Source organism: Rhodoflexus sp. (assembly GCF_053489755.1).
Map to the genome: position 1 here is coordinate 1 of NZ_JBRCHD010000004.1, position 15,118 is coordinate 15,118.

The window sequence follows — 15,118 nt, forward strand, 5'->3', positions numbered from 1 at the left end:
CTTTTTCCCTAAGACAGAGAAACAATTAATTGTAACCGAACAAGCAAACATTCAGACAGCTGAATTTACAATTAAAGGAATGACTTGTTCAGGTTGCGAAGAACACGTAAACCACGAAGTGAATAAACTGACAGGAATAATTAACACAACAGTTTCATATGAAAATGGAAACGCAATTGTGGAGTTTGACAAGACCAAAACCGACATTCAAGAAATAGAAAAAGCCATTGCAAAGACAGGCTATTCAGTAACCGACAAGAAAGAAATAAAATGAACATAATACTGCAATCAACAATCACTTGCCCCGACTGTGCATACAAAAAAAAAGAAAGAATGCCGACAGATGCTTGCCAATATTTTTACGAGTGTGAAAACTGTAAGAAAGTTTTAAAGCCAAAACAGGGCGACTGTTGCGTTTATTGTAGCTACGGGACAGTAAAATGTCCGCCAATTCAAGCAGGGACAAATTGCTGTAATTGACAACGAAGCACTGACAGCAATAGAAAGCCGACCGCATAATACGAGTTTTGCGTCAGGCAGAGAAAAGTGCAAAGCCAAGTCGCCCTGTTGGGCTTTGTGCCGCTGTTCAATTTTAGTATCATTTAACAATTTTGTGCCTAAAAGAACCAGACCTAAACCTAAGGTCTAAAAGCAATACAAACTTTATTGTAGCCCCAAGATAAACATTTCAACATTCTTCAAAGTATTCCTTTTCTGCGTATGCGTGCCATTAATGTTGAGATATTTAAGCTTATTCTATTATCTAAAAATCAGTAACTTACTCCCCGCCTTAGTTCGTATCCCTTTCGCAGTTCGCGTCCCCACGAACTGCCACCTACATACAATAACATACATCCTGCTGTTTTTCCTTTCCCCGTTATTGCAAGCACAGCTTCTTACTGCAAAACTACCTTTACAGGTGCGCTATGACAGTGCAACTGCTAAGCTATTGCAAACTGCAGGGGCAAATCGCTACATCAGTGCTAAGGGGCTTACTACTATCGCCGACTGGCAAACGATACAAAACAAGGTATTGAGCTATGCAGAAAACAACGGCTATCCTTTTGCTGAAATTGGGCTTACCGATTTGCGCAGCAACGAACAGTTGATAGAAGGTACAATCAGCTATCGCTCTGGTACGCTCATCCGCTTTGATACACTGATCATTATCGGTCAGGGTGGTATCAAGCCTGTTTTGCTGCAAACCATGCTTGGCATTTATCCGGGGCAGTTGTTCAGCCAAGCAATGGTTCGGCAGGCGACTGAGGTGCTCAAAACACTGCCTTTTCTCAAATTACTGCAAGCGCCCGACGTACTTTTCAGGTTCGATCGTGCGCATTTGGTGTTGCATCTGGAGCCGGTGCAGATCAACCGCTTCGATGGTATTGTTGGCGTACTTCCCAATCAGGAGCGGCAGGGCAGCCTATTACTTACAGGAATTGCCAATTTGCAGTTAGGCAACCTATTCAATGGCGGTAAATCGCTAGTGGCCGAGTGGCAGCGGATGCGGGCAGCGACCCAATCGCTCAGGATGAGCTACGAACACCCGCTATTATTGCGCACACGGCTCAATGGAGGTTTTCAGGTCAATTTTCTCAAGGAAGACACTACGTTTTTCAACCTGCAATGGCAGGTGCAATTATCCTATCCGCTGCTATTTGGAGAGCTACCGGCGGGTCAAATCGGATTTTTTGTGCGTAATCAGACTTCTGTACTAACGGATAGTTCGCGCCGAAGCGCCGAGCGCGGACTCGCTAATACGCGCTTCCTTTCCTACGGCATCAACTACCGGTTCAGTCGCTTAGACAATCCGCTGCGCCCGCAACGAGGTTGGAGCATCAGCTGGGAGGCTGGTGCAGGCAACAAAACAGCAGCCGAGCGCAGCCCGCAAGGTTTTGCCTCGCTGCAAATAGCGCACTTCATCGCTACGGGCAAGCAAACTGCACTGATGTTGCGCGCCAACGGCGGCCTCATGCTGGGGCAGTCCCTGTTCTTGAACGAGCTTTTTCGGATCGGTGGCTTGCAAACGCTGCGCGGGTTTAATGAAAATGACTTTTTTGCGTCGCGCTACCTGATCGGTACGGCAGAATATCGTTTGTATTTCGAAGAAAGTTCGTTCCTGTTTGCTTTTGGCGACTATGGCAGGCTGGCAGGGCGCACTACTAAGCAATCCTTCGCCGATAAGCCGGTGGGAGCAGGCTTTGGCATCAACGTAGGCACTAAGGGAGGTATTTTTTCTCTTACCTATGCGATGGGCAGCGCTGCACGACTTCAGCAGACTTTCTCGTTGGAACAATCCAAAATCCACTTTGGTTATGTAAGTCGCTTTTGAGTTTTTTGGATTACCTTTGATTTGTAACATACGCTTTAGCGCGTGTATTTTTAACTCGCGTACTGTCATTCCTATTAACCACCTAACTATGCTACCACTGCAAGGACTAAAAGTACTCGAATTTACTCATGCTGTTATGGGGCCTGTCTGCGGGCTGCTGCTGGCCGACATGGGCGCGGAGGTGATCCACATAGAGCCGCCTGAAGGCGATGCAACCCGCCGCCTGAAAGGCTTTGGTACGGGTTATTTCCCCTATTATAGCCGTAATAAAAAGAGCCTTGCTATAGATCTCAAATCGGCAGCAGGCAAGGAAGTGATCTACAAAATGCTGCTAAGCGCAGATATTGTGCTCGAAAACTTCGGGCCGGGGACGATGGACAGGCTGGGCTACGGCTACGAGGCCATGCGCCAACACAATGAGCGTTTGATTTACTGTTCGCTCAAAGGCTTTTTGAGCGGGCCCTACGAAAAACGACATGCTATGGACGAGGTAGTACAGATGATGGGCGGATTGGCCTACATGACCGGCCCTCCCGGAATGCCGCTTCGTGCCGGAACCTCTGTGATTGACATTACAGGTGGTATGTTTGGTCTCATCGGCATCCTGACAGCCTTGTACGAACGCGAACGCACAGGCAAAGGCAAATTTGTCAAGGGCGCGCTTTTTGAAACAACTGCCTTCCTCATGGGACAACACATGGCTTATGGTGCAATTACCAAAGTACCCGTGCCGCCAATGCCCGCTCGCATAAGCGCATGGTCGGTGTATCGGACTTTCCAAACCGCTGATAATGAACAGGTTTTTATAGGCATCATCAGCGATAAGCACTGGGAAAAGTTCTGCCGCGCTTTTGGCAGGGAGGACTGGGCGACCGACCCGCGCCTGCAAACCAACAACGGACGCATTGATGAGCGCGAGTGGTTGCTGCCTGCCATAGAGCAAATGATGGCAGGACTTACCAAATCCGACATCATCAGCCGCTGCGAGGCTGCTGAGATTCCCTTTGCGCCTATTGCCCGCCCCGAAGATTTATTTGACGACCCGCATCTGAACTATGGCAATAGCCTGCTGAAAACTACGCTGCCTGATGGAACGGTAGCAAAACTGCCCAACCTGCCGATTGAATATGGCGATACACACTTCGAGTTACGTAACAATCCACCTGCCATCGGTGAGCACACGGCAGAACTGTTGCAATCGCTAGGCTACTCCGAGGCACAAATTGCTGAATGGCGCAGCAAAGGACTCATCGCCTAAACTCTTTGCTGCCGCATATCGGGCAGCCACTATAGACAGGTCAAACAGATCACATCGGCTCACTTGTATGGAAGTAAAAATTGCCCCTTCGTGGAAAAAACTACTGGCTGCTGAATTTGAAAAGCCCTATTTCAGGCAATTGGTGGAGTTTGTCAGAAATGAGTACCGGACACAGAAAGTTTATCCGCCCGGCAAGCTCATTTTTAATGCTTTCGACAAATGTTCGTTTGATGATACAAAAGTCGTCATTCTGGGGCAAGATCCTTACCACGGCGAAGGACAAGCCAACGGGTTGTGCTTTTCTGTAGCCGATCATGTTGCCATACCGCCCTCATTAGTCAATATTTTCAAAGAAATTCAAGCAGATTTAGGTAAACCGATACCTCAGACGGGCAATCTGGAGCGCTGGGCATCGCAGGGGGTGCTGCTGCTCAATGCAACGCTGACCGTCCGCGCCAATACGCCGGGTTCGCATCAGAAAAAAGGCTGGGAAACCTTTACCGATGCAGTTGTACATCTGTTAGCCGAACAAAAAGAAGGGCTGGTATTTATGCTTTGGGGAAAATACGCCCAGGAAAAAGGCAAGTTTATTGACAAAACGCGCCATCTGGTACTTACTGCAGCGCATCCTTCGCCCTTTGCAGCCGATAAAGGCTGGTTTGGTTGCCGCCATTTCAGCAAAGCTAATGAGTACTTGCGCAGTCGAAATTTATCAGAAATTGATTGGTAGCTACAGAATTTTGTTTTTCAACCGCATCAAACCATAAAACCAACTTTCGGGCAGCCATTTTTTGAGTTGCTCATCGCGGCGATGATTGGCGAACAGTCCTGCAAAATGCCTTTCTATTGCGGCCGCTTTTTCGGGAAATAATTGCAGCGCCGCATGGCGGCAGTCGGTCAGGTAACGCTCTTTGCGCTGCGAGCTTTGTCCGCCGTCCTGATAATCGGCAATAAAAATATTAATGTGCTGAAAAACAGCGCCTTGCGTCATCATTTGTGCAAGTTGTATGTAATCGGCAGCGATAGAGTCGAGGCGATAAGGAAAGCGGCGTGCCCACTCGGTTTTTATCAGCAAACTCTGGTGATTGACAATCATGCCCTGCCATAGCGGCGGAGGCTCAGGGGGCGTAATCTTCACCTTAGCAAAACCGTTGGGGTATAAAATGTGATAGTTTCCGTAAATAACATCAGCGGCAGGGCTGCCATCAGCAAAAATTTCTGACAAAACCTGTGGTGTGTGGAAAATATCGCCTGCATTCATTAGACAGACCCACTCCCCCTGCGCCCTAGCGATACCTTTGTTCATGGCATCGTAGATGCCTTTGTCCTTTTCAGAAACCCATTGCAGGCGGATGTGAGGGTATCGGGCGGCGAAATCTTCCAGCAAACTGAGCGTTTCATCTTGCGAAGCCCCATCAATCACCCACCACTCAAAATCGGTAAAAGTTAATGCCGCCACGCTGTCCATCGTTTTGCGAAGCGGCGCGGCGGCGTTGAACGTTACGGTAATAATGCTGCACAAAGGCGGCATAACTTATGTAATTTCGAGCAATTGAATGTCAAAAACCAGCGTTTTACCCGCCATTGGGTGGTTGCCATCGAGCGTAATGTTCTCCTCGGTGAGGTCAGCAACAATAACAGGGAAGTTGTTGCCGTCTTGCAGGCGTAGTATCAGTTCATCTCCAATTTTTGGATTTAGGTCTTCGGGCAGTTGCGATACAGGAACGCTAATGATATATTGCTCATTGCGCATACCATAAGCGTCTTCGGGTGCAAGTGTAACTGTTTTTTGTTCGTTGAGCATCATACCTAAAACAGCCTCATCAAATCCTTTGATCATTTGGCCGGCACCAATCACAAACTCAAGCGGCTCGTTACGCGCCAGAGATGTGTCAAATACCTGCCCGTCTAAAAATCGTCCCGTGTAATGTACGGCTACACGATCGCCTGTTTGTGCTTGTGTTTTTGACATTGTATTGCAATTAAAATTTGAAGGCAAGGTAATAAAATATTTGGACTAATCGGAATTTATTCCCTTACTCTGCCTGCTTCCGCATCTTTTTTGAGTTTTTCATTGGCATAAATCGCCATTTCAACGCGGCGGTTTTCTTGACGCCCCGCAGGTGTGCTGTTGTCGGCAATAGGCTCTGTTTTACCAAGCCCTCTGGTCATCAGCCTGCTGCGGTCAATGCCGAGCGATACCAGATAATCGGCTACAGCCTCTGCTCGCTGGCGAGAGATGCGATTGTTCACCTCATCAGAACCTATATTATCCGTATGTCCGGTAATAAGGATATTGGTATCAGCATATTTCTTAAAGGTTTCTGACATTATCTTAAGGTTCTGACGCGCGGCAGGACGCAATGTTGAGCTGTTGAAGTCAAATAGAATACCGTTGCCCATCGTAATCTGAATACCTTCGCCTACACGTTCTACGCGCACCTGCTCCTCAGGTGGGCGATTTCTGTTTTCGCGTTCCAGTTGCTCGTCCAATTCGCGTTTTTGCTTGTCCATGTACCTGCCGATAATCGCTCCTGTTGCGCCACCTACTGCACCGCCGATAATCGCTCCTGCCGCTGTGTTGTTAGATCGGCTACCGATTGCCCCACCTATTACTGCACCTGCACCTGCACCGATGATCCCGCCTTTGGCTGTGTTGCTGCTGCTTTTCCACTTCTGGCAACTGCCTAAAGTGAGGACAAAGAGCAGCAATAGTACAAACCCTTTGATTGTTTTCGTTTGCATAGTAATTTTTGATTGAAGGTTTAATGTAAATTGCTGTAAAATTAATCTCTTGCGAGCATGAATCCCGTTTTAGCAGCCAATCATAATTTTTTTCAGGCAATTATAGACAAGCGCGTTGCAGACATTTGTGCCTCCTATGTTCCTTCGGAAGAAACCTATGTAATTCTGGAAGGCCCGCGCTATACAACGTTAGGCTATGAAAAAATAGCCAAAGGCTGGGACGATTTCTGCCACTCGCCGCTGACGCTCAAATCTATCGAGTGGGTAGAAGGTCCTTTCTGCGAAACAGAGGGTACAATGGCATGGATCGGGGGCATCATCGTGCTGACGGTCAATGTCCGCGAGCGCGATTTTACGGTAAAGTTTCGGGCAACCTTTGTGATGCGCCAAAGCGAAACAGGAGAATGGCAAATTAAGCACGAACACGTTTCTGCCCCATTAGCAGATCCTTACGGTATCGGCGACTGGCTAAAAAAGTAACGCTTTATCGCACACAAATTTAGGCTAATAATTCAAAGCAAGGCGTTTGATTAGTTCTAAAAACCTGTAAAAGAGGCTGTCCAAAAAGTAACATAGACTTTAGTCTGCGATCGTTGAAGTACTTGATAATCAGACGACTACAGATTAAAGTCTGTGCTACATGCAGCTTTTCTGGACAGCCTCTTTGTTACTACTTACTAATGATGAGCTACGGCTTTTGATGCCCCTTTCGGATAACGAATACTTTCGGTCAGGTGCTGTACGCGAACCGGCGGCGGCGGCGTAAATGCACTGACTATAAGAGAAACGGCAAAGTTGAAACACATGGCTACTGTCCCAAAACCTTCGGGAGAAATACCAAACCACCAATCCTGCGGTGTAGTTTCGCCAAAAGCATTGAATTTGAAAGCCAGTATGTAGTAAATCATCAGCAAAAGACCGCTAATCATGCCTGCTACTGCGCCTTCTTTGTTCATGCGTTTGTAGAAAATGCCAAGAACAATGGCAGGAAAGAATGAGGCCGCTGCAAGTCCAAAAGCCAGCGCCACTACTGCGGCCACAAATCCGGGCGGCTTGATACCGAAATAACCTGCTACCACTACTGCAAATACGGATGCGGTACGGGCTGCGAGCAACTCCTGCTTTTCAGTGATTTTGGGCACCAACTGCTTTTTGAGCAGGTCGTGTGAAATGGCGGCAGAAATCACGAGTAACAGACCAGCTGCTGTAGAAAGCGCCGCTGCCAGACCGCCCGCAGCCACCAGTGCAATCACCCAGTTGGGCAATTTGGCAATTTCAGGATTGGCCAGTACGATGATATCGTTGTCTATTTTCAACTCATTTTTTTCCTTATCGGCTACGTACTGGATCAGTCCATCGCTGTTTTTGTCGTTGAAAGCAATCAGTTCGGTAGTCTCCCATTTTTTGAACCAGTCGGGCATACTGCTGTATGGCTGGTTGCTTACTGTCTGAATCAGGTTAGTACGGGCAAAGGCTGCAATAGCAGGCGCAGTAGTGTATAAAACTGCAATGAAGAGCAGTGCATAGCCCGCCGAAGAGCGTGCATCGCGTACCTTAGGCACAGTAAAAAAGCGTACAATTACGTGTGGCAAACCGGCAGTACCTACCATCAGTGCAAAGGTGATAGCAAATACATCTATGAGTGACTTAGAACCATCTGTATATTGGGTAAAGCCTAATTCACGGCTCAAGCCGTCTAATTTATCCAGCAAATAAGTGCCGGGTTCATCTACCAGCGTCCCGCCAAAGCCCAGTTGCGGAATCGGATTGCCCGTGAGTTGGATGGAAATAAAGATTGCCGGAACCATGTAGGCAAAAATCAGGATGACATACTGCGCTACCTGCGTGTAGGTAATGCCTTTCATACCGCCCAGTACGGCGTAGAAGAGTACGATAAACATCCCGATAATTACGCCTGTATTGATGTCCACTTCCAGAAAGCGGGAGAACACAATACCTACGCCACGCATTTGCCCGGCCACGTAGGTGAAGGAAACGAACAGTGCACAGATTACGGCTACCGTCCGCGCTACATTGGAATAATAGCGCTCGCCGATAAAATCAGGAACGGTAAACTTGCCGAATTTGCGCAAGTAAGGCGCAAGCAGCAGCGCAAGCAGCACATAGCCGCCCGTCCAGCCCATAAGATATACCGAGCCGTCGTAGCCTGCAAAGGAAATAATCCCTGCCATAGAGATAAAAGAAGCTGCCGACATCCAGTCTGCTGCTGTTGCCATGCCGTTGGCAATTGGCGAAACTCCACCGCCCGCTACATAAAACTCTTTAGTAGAAGCGGCGCGAGACCAGAGGGCAATGCTGATGTAAAGCGCAAAGCTAAGCCCTACTATGATATAAGTCCAGATTTGAACGTCCATTATTTTGTTTTCATTTAAAGGTTGATGGTTGTTTTATTTTTCATCTACGTCAAATTCTTTGTCCAAATTGTTCATTTGACGCACATATATAACAATAAGCAGCAGGAAAATATAAATAGAACCTTGTTGAGCGAGCCAAAAACCTAATTTAAAGCCGCCTATACGAAAGGCATTTAATTCTTTGACAAAGAAAATGCTTAAAAAGCAAGAAGTTATTAGCCAAATACTAAGCAAAATGGCAAGAATGATGAGATTGCGCCGCCAATACTCGCGCAGGCGCACGGTTTCTTCTGAGGTAACAGTTTTCATTTAGCAAGAAGTTTTAAGTTGTTAGATTAAAGAAAAATGTGCGTTTGTAAAATCCATTCGCCGTAGAGTTTATTCAACTTGTTGCGGTTCTGGTCATAGACCGGGCGGGCGCTATATTGCAGCGATATTTTAGCAAAATGTTGGTTAATAAACCATTGCATTCCTAAGTCGTACTGGTGCGATGGCTGATTCAAAAACTCGAAGTTTTTCCATGTATGTGTGATGTAAGGCATCAGTTGCGTCCCATTTTTCATTTTTGGAAAGCCAAATCCTAACTGTGTGTACCAGATTTGCCCTGTGCCTATTGTAGGTTGTGCATTGCCGGCTCCGTTGAAGGATACCTTTGTCGGATCAAAACTGGCACTGGGGTTCAAAATGCCGATATTGCGGATGTAGTTGGGACCAAAATCGTAGTTGTAGAACACCGAATAGAGCGACAGGAAATTCTTACCGCCGTTAATCGGACTATCATAGAAAATATCTGCCCCAAAAAGTGCTGTGTTGTGCTTTGTTTTTATGCCATTTTGCAGGCTGGCAGTGGACTCGGGATGGTAATAAAAGCCTGCACCAATGTTGAAAACTGTTTTTGTCCCCAGATAGCTACCCACAAAAAACGGCAGTTTATTGGATTCGCTGTCTTTGAACATATAGTTGAAGTAGCCCGTAAAGGCTGCCTTTTCGGTCGCTGTTCCGAAAGCGCGATTTTCCAGTGGTGGGCGGTCAAAAAGGAAAGGTTTGTTGACAGCTACGCGATAATCAAATTTGCCGAGTTGCCCCTTGGCATAAACACCGTATTGGCGGGCAAACTGATCGGTGTTTTCGATCAGTGGCCAGTTGAAAATCGGCGCATCCATCGTCATAAAATTGAGCGTACTGTGACTGCTCATGCGGGAAATACCGTTCCAGTAATGTAAACCCGTACCTATGTACAGTTTCTGATCGGCAATAGCATATTCTGTCCAGATGTCGTGAAAAAATAACTGCGGCTTTTTATTGCCCGAGATAACCTGATTGGTTGCATCTGTACCAGGAGCGCCACCCGAAGCAAAGTTCTGGTTGTTAATCCCGAAATGAGTCATCACCAAAAAGCGGGGCGAAATCTGTGCATAAGCAAGGAAACGCGAGCGACGCACCCCAAAATCAACCGAATGCGACACCTCATCGCCCGTGTAGGAGCGTGTGCCCGGATTGTTCTCTGTACGGCTGAGCCAAAAGTGGTGCCAGATGATGAAGCGGACATACTTATTGCCGCTGTCATCTAATTTCAAAGTTAGTGGTTTGTAAGAATGATCAATGCCTTTTTGGGCATCGCCCTGTGCATAAGCAACAATAGAAAATGCACATCCAATTATGTAAAACATGAGTACATAGAGCCATTTGCTCATAAGAAAAAGTTTAGGGATATGATGTAAGCTAAAAAAGTAGAATTAAGCGATGGCCGATTCGTAAACCAAATATAGAAATAAGAAGAAATACGAAGCAAATTTTTCGTCCGTTTTTTTTACTGTCGCAAATCGTACTTTTGTATCCCATGAAAATATCGATCCTTTTGTTTGGAATCTTGCGCGAAGAATTAAATGCCGCCGTGCTGGAATGGAAAATCGCGCAGGAACACTATACTGTTGCCGATTTGCTGGCTGCACTCAAAGATGCCTATCCCCTAATGGGGGCGCGCCGCTCGGTGGCGGTAGCTGTTAATGGCGAATATGCGCCACCCGATTACGTTATTCGTCCCCATGATGAAATCGCACTGATTCCGCCTGTTAGTGGCGGGTAGTTAACTTTGGAACGCTGATGATTCGATCCACGAGTTTCTAAGTAGCTGTTTAGAGTTCAACGTTCTGCGGTTGCATGCAAAAATTTACATCTGTTATAACTGAGATGATTTGTCAATAAAAATATATAATAGTAAAATAAATCATATGATGCGTAGATTTTATGCCGTAAGGATCATTATTGATAGCATTAAAATCATCTCTACCCTCTTTTTTCTGCTCGGTAATGGAGGAAGATGGCAATTATACCGATATTGAGAGGCTGTCCAAAAAGGACGAATGTAGCACAGACTTCAGTCTGTAGCTATTTGATTATCAAGCAACTAACAAATGACAGACTAAAGTCTGTGTTACTTTTTGGACAGCCTCGATTTACCCATCATGCAATTCATAATGATATTACATCATCCTGACTACCAACACAAAAGCCACCCCAAACGAGGTGGCTTTGACTATTACTGAATGGCTTCGCGAGTGGCTTATACGATGAACGGAGCCAATACCAGCGCTACGATAGAAATTAGTTTTAGCAGGATGTTCAGCGAAGGGCCGGAAGTATCTTTGAACGGATCGCCTACGGTGTCGCCTACTACGGCTGCTTTGTGTGGATCTGACTTTTTGTAATAGATCTGACCGTTGATTTCTACGCCTTCTTCAAAGCTCTTCTTGGCATTGTCCCACGCACCACCGGCGTTAGATTGGAAAATAGCCATCAGTACGCCTGAAACAGTTACACCTGCCAGCAGACCGCCGAGGGCTTCTTTGCCCATGCCCGGCATCAGACCAATAGCCACAGGAACAGCAACAGCCAGCAAGCCGGGCAGCACCATCTCGCGGATAGCAGCTTGTGTAGAAATCTCTACGCACTTGCCATATTGCGCTTTGCCGTCTGCCTCATGGAAGGTTTTCACATCGGCGGCGCTCCACTCTTTCTGGTCTTTATCGCCATTGCGACGCATAACCTCCAATGCTTTTCTCAGTTCGGGGATGTCTTTGAACTGGCGGCGCACTTCTTCAATCATTGACATGGCTGCGCGACCTACCGCACCCATTGCCAATGCAGAGAATACGAAAGGCAACATGCCGCCAATGAGCAAACCAGCCATTACGTTGGCCTTGGAAATATCAATCGAAGGCAGTTTGGCCGAAGTCATATAAGCACCAAACAACGCCAGCGCGGTCAGGGCAGCAGAGGCAATTGCAAAGCCCTTGCCGATGGCAGCAGTAGTGTTACCTACGGCATCTAATTTATCGGTACGCACGCGCACGTCCTTAGGCAGTTCGCTCATTTCGGCGATGCCGCCCGCGTTATCGGAAATAGGCCCGTAAGCATCTACCGCTAACTGGATTCCCAAGTTAGAAAGCATGCCTACCGCCGCAATCGCAATGCCGTACAAGCCGCCAAAGTTGAAAGCCAACACAATAGAAACTGCAATAATCAGCACAGGCAGCGCAGTACTCATCATACCTACGCCTAAACCTGCAATAATATTTGTCGCTGCGCCTGTGGATGACTGACGAACGATAGACAGCACAGGCTTTTTGCCCATGCCTGTGTAGTATTCAGTAATGATGCCCACCAGTACGCCGCCAATCAGACCAACTACGGTTGCAATGAAAATACCCATCGCGCTCATGTCTCGCTGTACGCCGTACAGAGGATCGTTGAATACCCACTTTTCAGGAAGAACGGCGGTGATGATGAAGTAAGACAATACCACCATGATACCAGAGGAACCGAATTCACCGATATTCAAGGCTTTTTGTGGGTTGCCGCCTTCCTTTACTTTCACGAAAAAAGTGCCGATGATAGATACCAAAATGCCTACGCCTGCCAGCATCAGCGGCAGCAAAACAGCAGACAGACCGTTGAAATTCTGGTCTAAGCCGATAAATTCAGCATTCATAAAGGCAGCGCCGAGTACCATTGTACCGATGATAGAGCCTACATAGCTTTCAAAAAGGTCAGCGCCCATACCGGCTACGTCTCCTACGTTATCACCTACGTTATCGGCAATAGTGGCAGGGTTCAGCGGGTGGTCTTCGGGGATGCCTGCTTCTACTTTACCTACCAAGTCAGCGCCTACGTCGGCAGCTTTGGTGTAGATACCGCCGCCTACGCGAGCAAACAGCGCGATAGACGAAGCGCCGAAAGAAAATCCGGTCATCACAGTAATGACGCGGGTAACATTTTCGGCAGTGTCAGCGCCAAACATGTTGCTGTAAACAATGAAAAGCACGCTTAAACCAATCACACCCAGACCAACTACGCCCATGCCCATTACAGATCCGCCAGCAAAAGCAACTTCCAGCGCTTTGCCTAAGCTTGTGCGGGCAGCGGCAGTCGTGCGCACGTTGGCTTTAGTAGCTACGCGCATGCCGATAAAGCCTGCCAGCGCAGAAGAAAAAGCGCCAATTATGAACGAAATAGCTACTAACGGCGATGATGTCTGGTCGTTGGCAGAAACCCCCAACAGGATAGCTACTGCCACTACAAAGACCGCCAGTATGCGGTATTCGGCTTTGAGGAATGCCATTGCTCCTTCGGCAATACGGGCTGCAATTGCTTCCATTTTGGGTGTGCCGGCATCCTGTTTATTTACCCACGCCGAGCGGATAAACACATAGAGGAGACCTACTGCCCCTAATGCCGGTAATGCGTAAATTAAATTTTCCATGTAGATTAGGTTTCGTTATGTAAATTAGGTTTGGTAATCTTGAAAGTTCGCAAAGATAAGGGAACAGTGTACTGATTTGCAAGAAAATACGCATTCCCTGCGCCGATTCGCCAATAAGGTTGCAGAGTTGCCGCACATTCCATAATTTGATTGCCCAATTACAGATCCTTTTTTATGCTTGAATCTCCTTTTTCCGCTCTTAGCTGGCAGCGCACCATCTATGTAAAAGGCTTTGCAGGGCAGCGCCCAATGATTCCCGCGCAATGGAACGAACTTTACCAGACAGGAAAGAAAGCCATGTCGGAAAAGGCTTTTGCCTACATTGCCGGAGGTGCAGGGCTGGAAAAAACGATGGAAGCCAACCGCCGTGGCTTTGACCGCTGGCAGATTGTGCCGCATATGCTGCGCAATGTGGAGCAACGCGATACGAGCGTTACTCTTTTCGGCAAAAAATTGCCTTCGCCGTTTGTGCTTAGTCCAATAGGCGTATTGGAAATGGTGCATCGCGAGGCAGATGTGGCAGTAGCACAAGCGGCGGCCGCTTTTAATATTCCCTTTATTTTTTCCAATCAGGCATCTGTGCCGATGGAACAGGCTGCTGCTGCGATGGGCAATAGCCCGCGCTGGTTTCAACTGTATTGGAGCAAGTCCGATGAACTGGTGGCGAGCCTCGTGCGGCGCGCTGAACGAAGCGGCTGCGATGCCATTGTTGTAACGCTTGATACGACCATGCTCGGCTGGCGACCCCGCGACTTGAATTTGGGCTATCTGCCATTTATGGAAGGCAAGGGCATAGCCCAATACACTTCCGACCCCGTTTTTATGCGACTGGTGCAGGAGCAACTCAACCAGCCGCAGGCGCTAGAAACCAAGCCCAAGCCCACTTTGCAGGCAATTGCAGGCTTGTGGAAAATGGCAAATGCCTTTCCGGGCAATCCGCTGGCAAATATGCTCTCGCCGCTGCCACGCGCTGCCGTGCGACTGTTTGTCAATATCTATTCGCGCCCCTCGCTAACTTGGGAAAATCTGCGATTACTGCGCGAACATACGCGCCTGCCGATTGTGCTGAAAGGAATTTTGCACCCCGAAGATGCCCGCCGCGCCGTAGATGAAGGCATAGACGGCATCATGGTTTCCAACCACGGCGGCAGACAGGTGGACGGCGCCGTCGGCGCGATTGATGCCCTGCCCGATGTGGTGCAGGCAGTCGGCGGGAAAATCCCGGTACTGATGGATAGCGGCATCCGCTCAGGTGCAGATGCATTCAAAGCGCTTGCATTGGGCGCAGCCGCCGTCGGCATTGGCAGACCTTATGCTTTCGGGCTGGCAGTTGGCGGCGAGGCAGGAGTCCGCGAAGTGCTGCAACATCTCCTCGCCGACTTTGAACTCAACATGGGGCTGGCAGGCTGCAAAAACGTAGATGAAATCAGGCAAACTACGCTGCGAAAGGTTTAAAGGGAACTTTGCGGTAAAATCCTTCGCCGTAGCTCGTGGGGATACGAGCTACTTTCAACAATTCTTATGAGCCAAATCATCACGCTGCCCGATTTTTACCTGCCCAGCCTTGCGCGAAAGCGCACGCTGCACATCTGCTTGCCACCTGATTACGACTATTCAGCCCGTCGCTATCCCGTTATGTATATGCA

General features: G+C 48.0%; 15 protein-coding genes. 8 read left to right on the forward strand and 7 right to left on the reverse strand.

What is annotated here, in order from left to right; translation table 11 throughout:
* The 5 genes from ACWIP2_RS00310 to ung form a co-directional block, all read left to right on the forward strand.
* The coding region (locus ACWIP2_RS00310) for a cation transporter (RefSeq protein WP_448517887.1) at positions 1-274 on the forward strand (274 nt) is incomplete at its 5' end.
* A complete protein-coding gene (locus tag ACWIP2_RS00315) occupies positions 271-480 on the forward strand; it encodes a GDCCVxC domain-containing (seleno)protein (RefSeq protein ID WP_448517888.1) in 210 nt (69 codons plus the stop codon). The genes ACWIP2_RS00310 and ACWIP2_RS00315, both read left to right, overlap by 4 nt.
* A gap of 439 nt (positions 481-919) precedes the next feature.
* Positions 920-2,332 carry a hypothetical protein gene (locus ACWIP2_RS00320; RefSeq protein WP_448517889.1) on the forward strand — a complete coding sequence of 471 codons (1,413 nt, stop codon included), beginning with the start codon at positions 920-922 and terminating at the stop codon, positions 2,330-2,332.
* Between the two features lie 88 nt (positions 2,333-2,420).
* Positions 2,421-3,590 carry a CaiB/BaiF CoA transferase family protein gene (locus ACWIP2_RS00325; RefSeq protein ID WP_448517890.1) on the forward strand — a complete coding sequence of 390 codons (1,170 nt, stop codon included), beginning with the start codon at positions 2,421-2,423 and terminating at the stop codon, positions 3,588-3,590.
* Between the two features lie 67 nt (positions 3,591-3,657).
* Positions 3,658-4,320 carry a uracil-DNA glycosylase gene (ung, locus tag ACWIP2_RS00330; RefSeq protein ID WP_448517891.1) on the forward strand — a complete coding sequence of 221 codons (663 nt, stop codon included), beginning with the start codon at positions 3,658-3,660 and terminating at the stop codon, positions 4,318-4,320.
* On the opposite strand, the gene ACWIP2_RS00335 is transcribed toward ung, so the two are convergent.
* From ACWIP2_RS00335 to ACWIP2_RS00345, 3 genes are read right to left on the reverse strand one after another with little or no spacing between them, the layout of a single operon-like run.
* Positions 4,321-5,121: a glycosyltransferase family 2 protein gene (locus ACWIP2_RS00335; RefSeq protein WP_448517892.1), complete on the reverse strand. Its 801-nt coding sequence runs from the start codon at positions 5,119-5,121 to the stop codon at positions 4,321-4,323. It lies immediately after the preceding gene.
* Between the two features lie 3 nt (positions 5,122-5,124).
* Positions 5,125-5,562, reverse strand: a complete 438-nt coding sequence (locus ACWIP2_RS00340; RefSeq protein WP_448517893.1) for an FKBP-type peptidyl-prolyl cis-trans isomerase — start codon at positions 5,560-5,562, stop codon at positions 5,125-5,127.
* A gap of 56 nt (positions 5,563-5,618) precedes the next feature.
* Positions 5,619-6,335 (reverse strand): OmpA family protein, encoded by a 717-nt coding sequence (locus tag ACWIP2_RS00345; protein WP_448517894.1) that lies wholly within the window; start codon positions 6,333-6,335, stop codon positions 5,619-5,621.
* A gap of 57 nt (positions 6,336-6,392) precedes the next feature.
* Here ACWIP2_RS00345 and ACWIP2_RS00350 point away from each other — a divergent pair, with 57 nt between their 5' ends.
* A complete protein-coding gene (locus ACWIP2_RS00350) occupies positions 6,393-6,815 on the forward strand; it encodes a nuclear transport factor 2 family protein (protein ID WP_448517895.1) in 423 nt (140 codons plus the stop codon).
* Positions 6,816-7,012: 197 nt separating this feature from the next.
* Here ACWIP2_RS00350 and ACWIP2_RS00355 read toward each other — a convergent pair whose 3' ends face one another.
* The 3 genes from ACWIP2_RS00355 to ACWIP2_RS00365 are packed head-to-tail and all read right to left on the reverse strand — an operon-like array spanning position 7,013 to position 10,404.
* Positions 7,013-8,710 (reverse strand): sodium:solute symporter family protein, encoded by a 1,698-nt coding sequence (locus tag ACWIP2_RS00355; protein ID WP_448517896.1) that lies wholly within the window; start codon positions 8,708-8,710, stop codon positions 7,013-7,015.
* A gap of 33 nt (positions 8,711-8,743) precedes the next feature.
* Positions 8,744-9,019, reverse strand: coding sequence for a DUF4212 domain-containing protein (locus tag ACWIP2_RS00360; RefSeq protein WP_448517897.1), 276 nt, complete (start codon positions 9,017-9,019; stop codon positions 8,744-8,746).
* Positions 9,020-9,045: 26 nt separating this feature from the next.
* Entirely contained in the window at positions 9,046-10,404 is a 1,359-nt protein-coding gene (locus ACWIP2_RS00365) for a porin (protein WP_448517898.1), read from the reverse strand.
* A 146-nt stretch (positions 10,405-10,550) separates the two neighbouring features.
* On the opposite strand from ACWIP2_RS00365, the gene ACWIP2_RS00370 reads away from it, so the two are divergent.
* Complete coding sequence (locus tag ACWIP2_RS00370; RefSeq protein WP_448517899.1) at positions 10,551-10,796, forward strand: MoaD/ThiS family protein; 246 nt, start codon at positions 10,551-10,553, stop codon at positions 10,794-10,796.
* 477 nt (positions 10,797-11,273) lie between these two features.
* Here ACWIP2_RS00370 and ACWIP2_RS00375 read toward each other — a convergent pair whose 3' ends face one another.
* Positions 11,274-13,472: a sodium-translocating pyrophosphatase gene (locus tag ACWIP2_RS00375; protein WP_448517900.1), complete on the reverse strand. Its 2,199-nt coding sequence runs from the start codon at positions 13,470-13,472 to the stop codon at positions 11,274-11,276.
* A gap of 174 nt (positions 13,473-13,646) precedes the next feature.
* On the opposite strand from ACWIP2_RS00375, the gene ACWIP2_RS00380 reads away from it, so the two are divergent.
* Complete coding sequence (locus ACWIP2_RS00380; RefSeq protein WP_448517901.1) at positions 13,647-14,927, forward strand: alpha-hydroxy-acid oxidizing protein; 1,281 nt, start codon at positions 13,647-13,649, stop codon at positions 14,925-14,927.
* The last annotated feature ends 191 nt before the right edge of the window (positions 14,928-15,118 follow it).

What these genes read in the sequence shown, in the direction of transcription:
- ACWIP2_RS00315 (WP_448517888.1), top strand. Translation starts at nt 271, where the DNA reads ATGAACATAATACTGCAATCAACAATCACTTGCCCCGACTGTGCATAC.
- ACWIP2_RS00325 (WP_448517890.1), top strand. Translation starts at nt 2,421, where the DNA reads ATGCTACCACTGCAAGGACTAAAAGTACTCGAATTTACTCATGCTGTT.
- ung (WP_448517891.1), top strand. Translation starts at nt 3,658, where the DNA reads ATGGAAGTAAAAATTGCCCCTTCGTGGAAAAAACTACTGGCTGCTGAA.
- ACWIP2_RS00335 (WP_448517892.1), bottom strand. Translation starts at nt 5,121, where the DNA reads ATGCCGCCTTTGTGCAGCATTATTACCGTAACGTTCAACGCCGCCGCG.
- ACWIP2_RS00340 (WP_448517893.1), bottom strand. Translation starts at nt 5,562, where the DNA reads ATGTCAAAAACACAAGCACAAACAGGCGATCGTGTAGCCGTACATTAC.
- ACWIP2_RS00345 (WP_448517894.1), bottom strand. Translation starts at nt 6,335, where the DNA reads ATGCAAACGAAAACAATCAAAGGGTTTGTACTATTGCTGCTCTTTGTC.
- ACWIP2_RS00350 (WP_448517895.1), top strand. Translation starts at nt 6,393, where the DNA reads ATGAATCCCGTTTTAGCAGCCAATCATAATTTTTTTCAGGCAATTATA.
- ACWIP2_RS00355 (WP_448517896.1), bottom strand. Translation starts at nt 8,710, where the DNA reads ATGGACGTTCAAATCTGGACTTATATCATAGTAGGGCTTAGCTTTGCG.
- ACWIP2_RS00360 (WP_448517897.1), bottom strand. Translation starts at nt 9,019, where the DNA reads ATGAAAACTGTTACCTCAGAAGAAACCGTGCGCCTGCGCGAGTATTGG.
- ACWIP2_RS00365 (WP_448517898.1), bottom strand. Translation starts at nt 10,404, where the DNA reads ATGAGCAAATGGCTCTATGTACTCATGTTTTACATAATTGGATGTGCA.
- ACWIP2_RS00370 (WP_448517899.1), top strand. Translation starts at nt 10,551, where the DNA reads ATGAAAATATCGATCCTTTTGTTTGGAATCTTGCGCGAAGAATTAAAT.
- ACWIP2_RS00375 (WP_448517900.1), bottom strand. Translation starts at nt 13,472, where the DNA reads ATGGAAAATTTAATTTACGCATTACCGGCATTAGGGGCAGTAGGTCTC.
- ACWIP2_RS00380 (WP_448517901.1), top strand. Translation starts at nt 13,647, where the DNA reads ATGCTTGAATCTCCTTTTTCCGCTCTTAGCTGGCAGCGCACCATCTAT.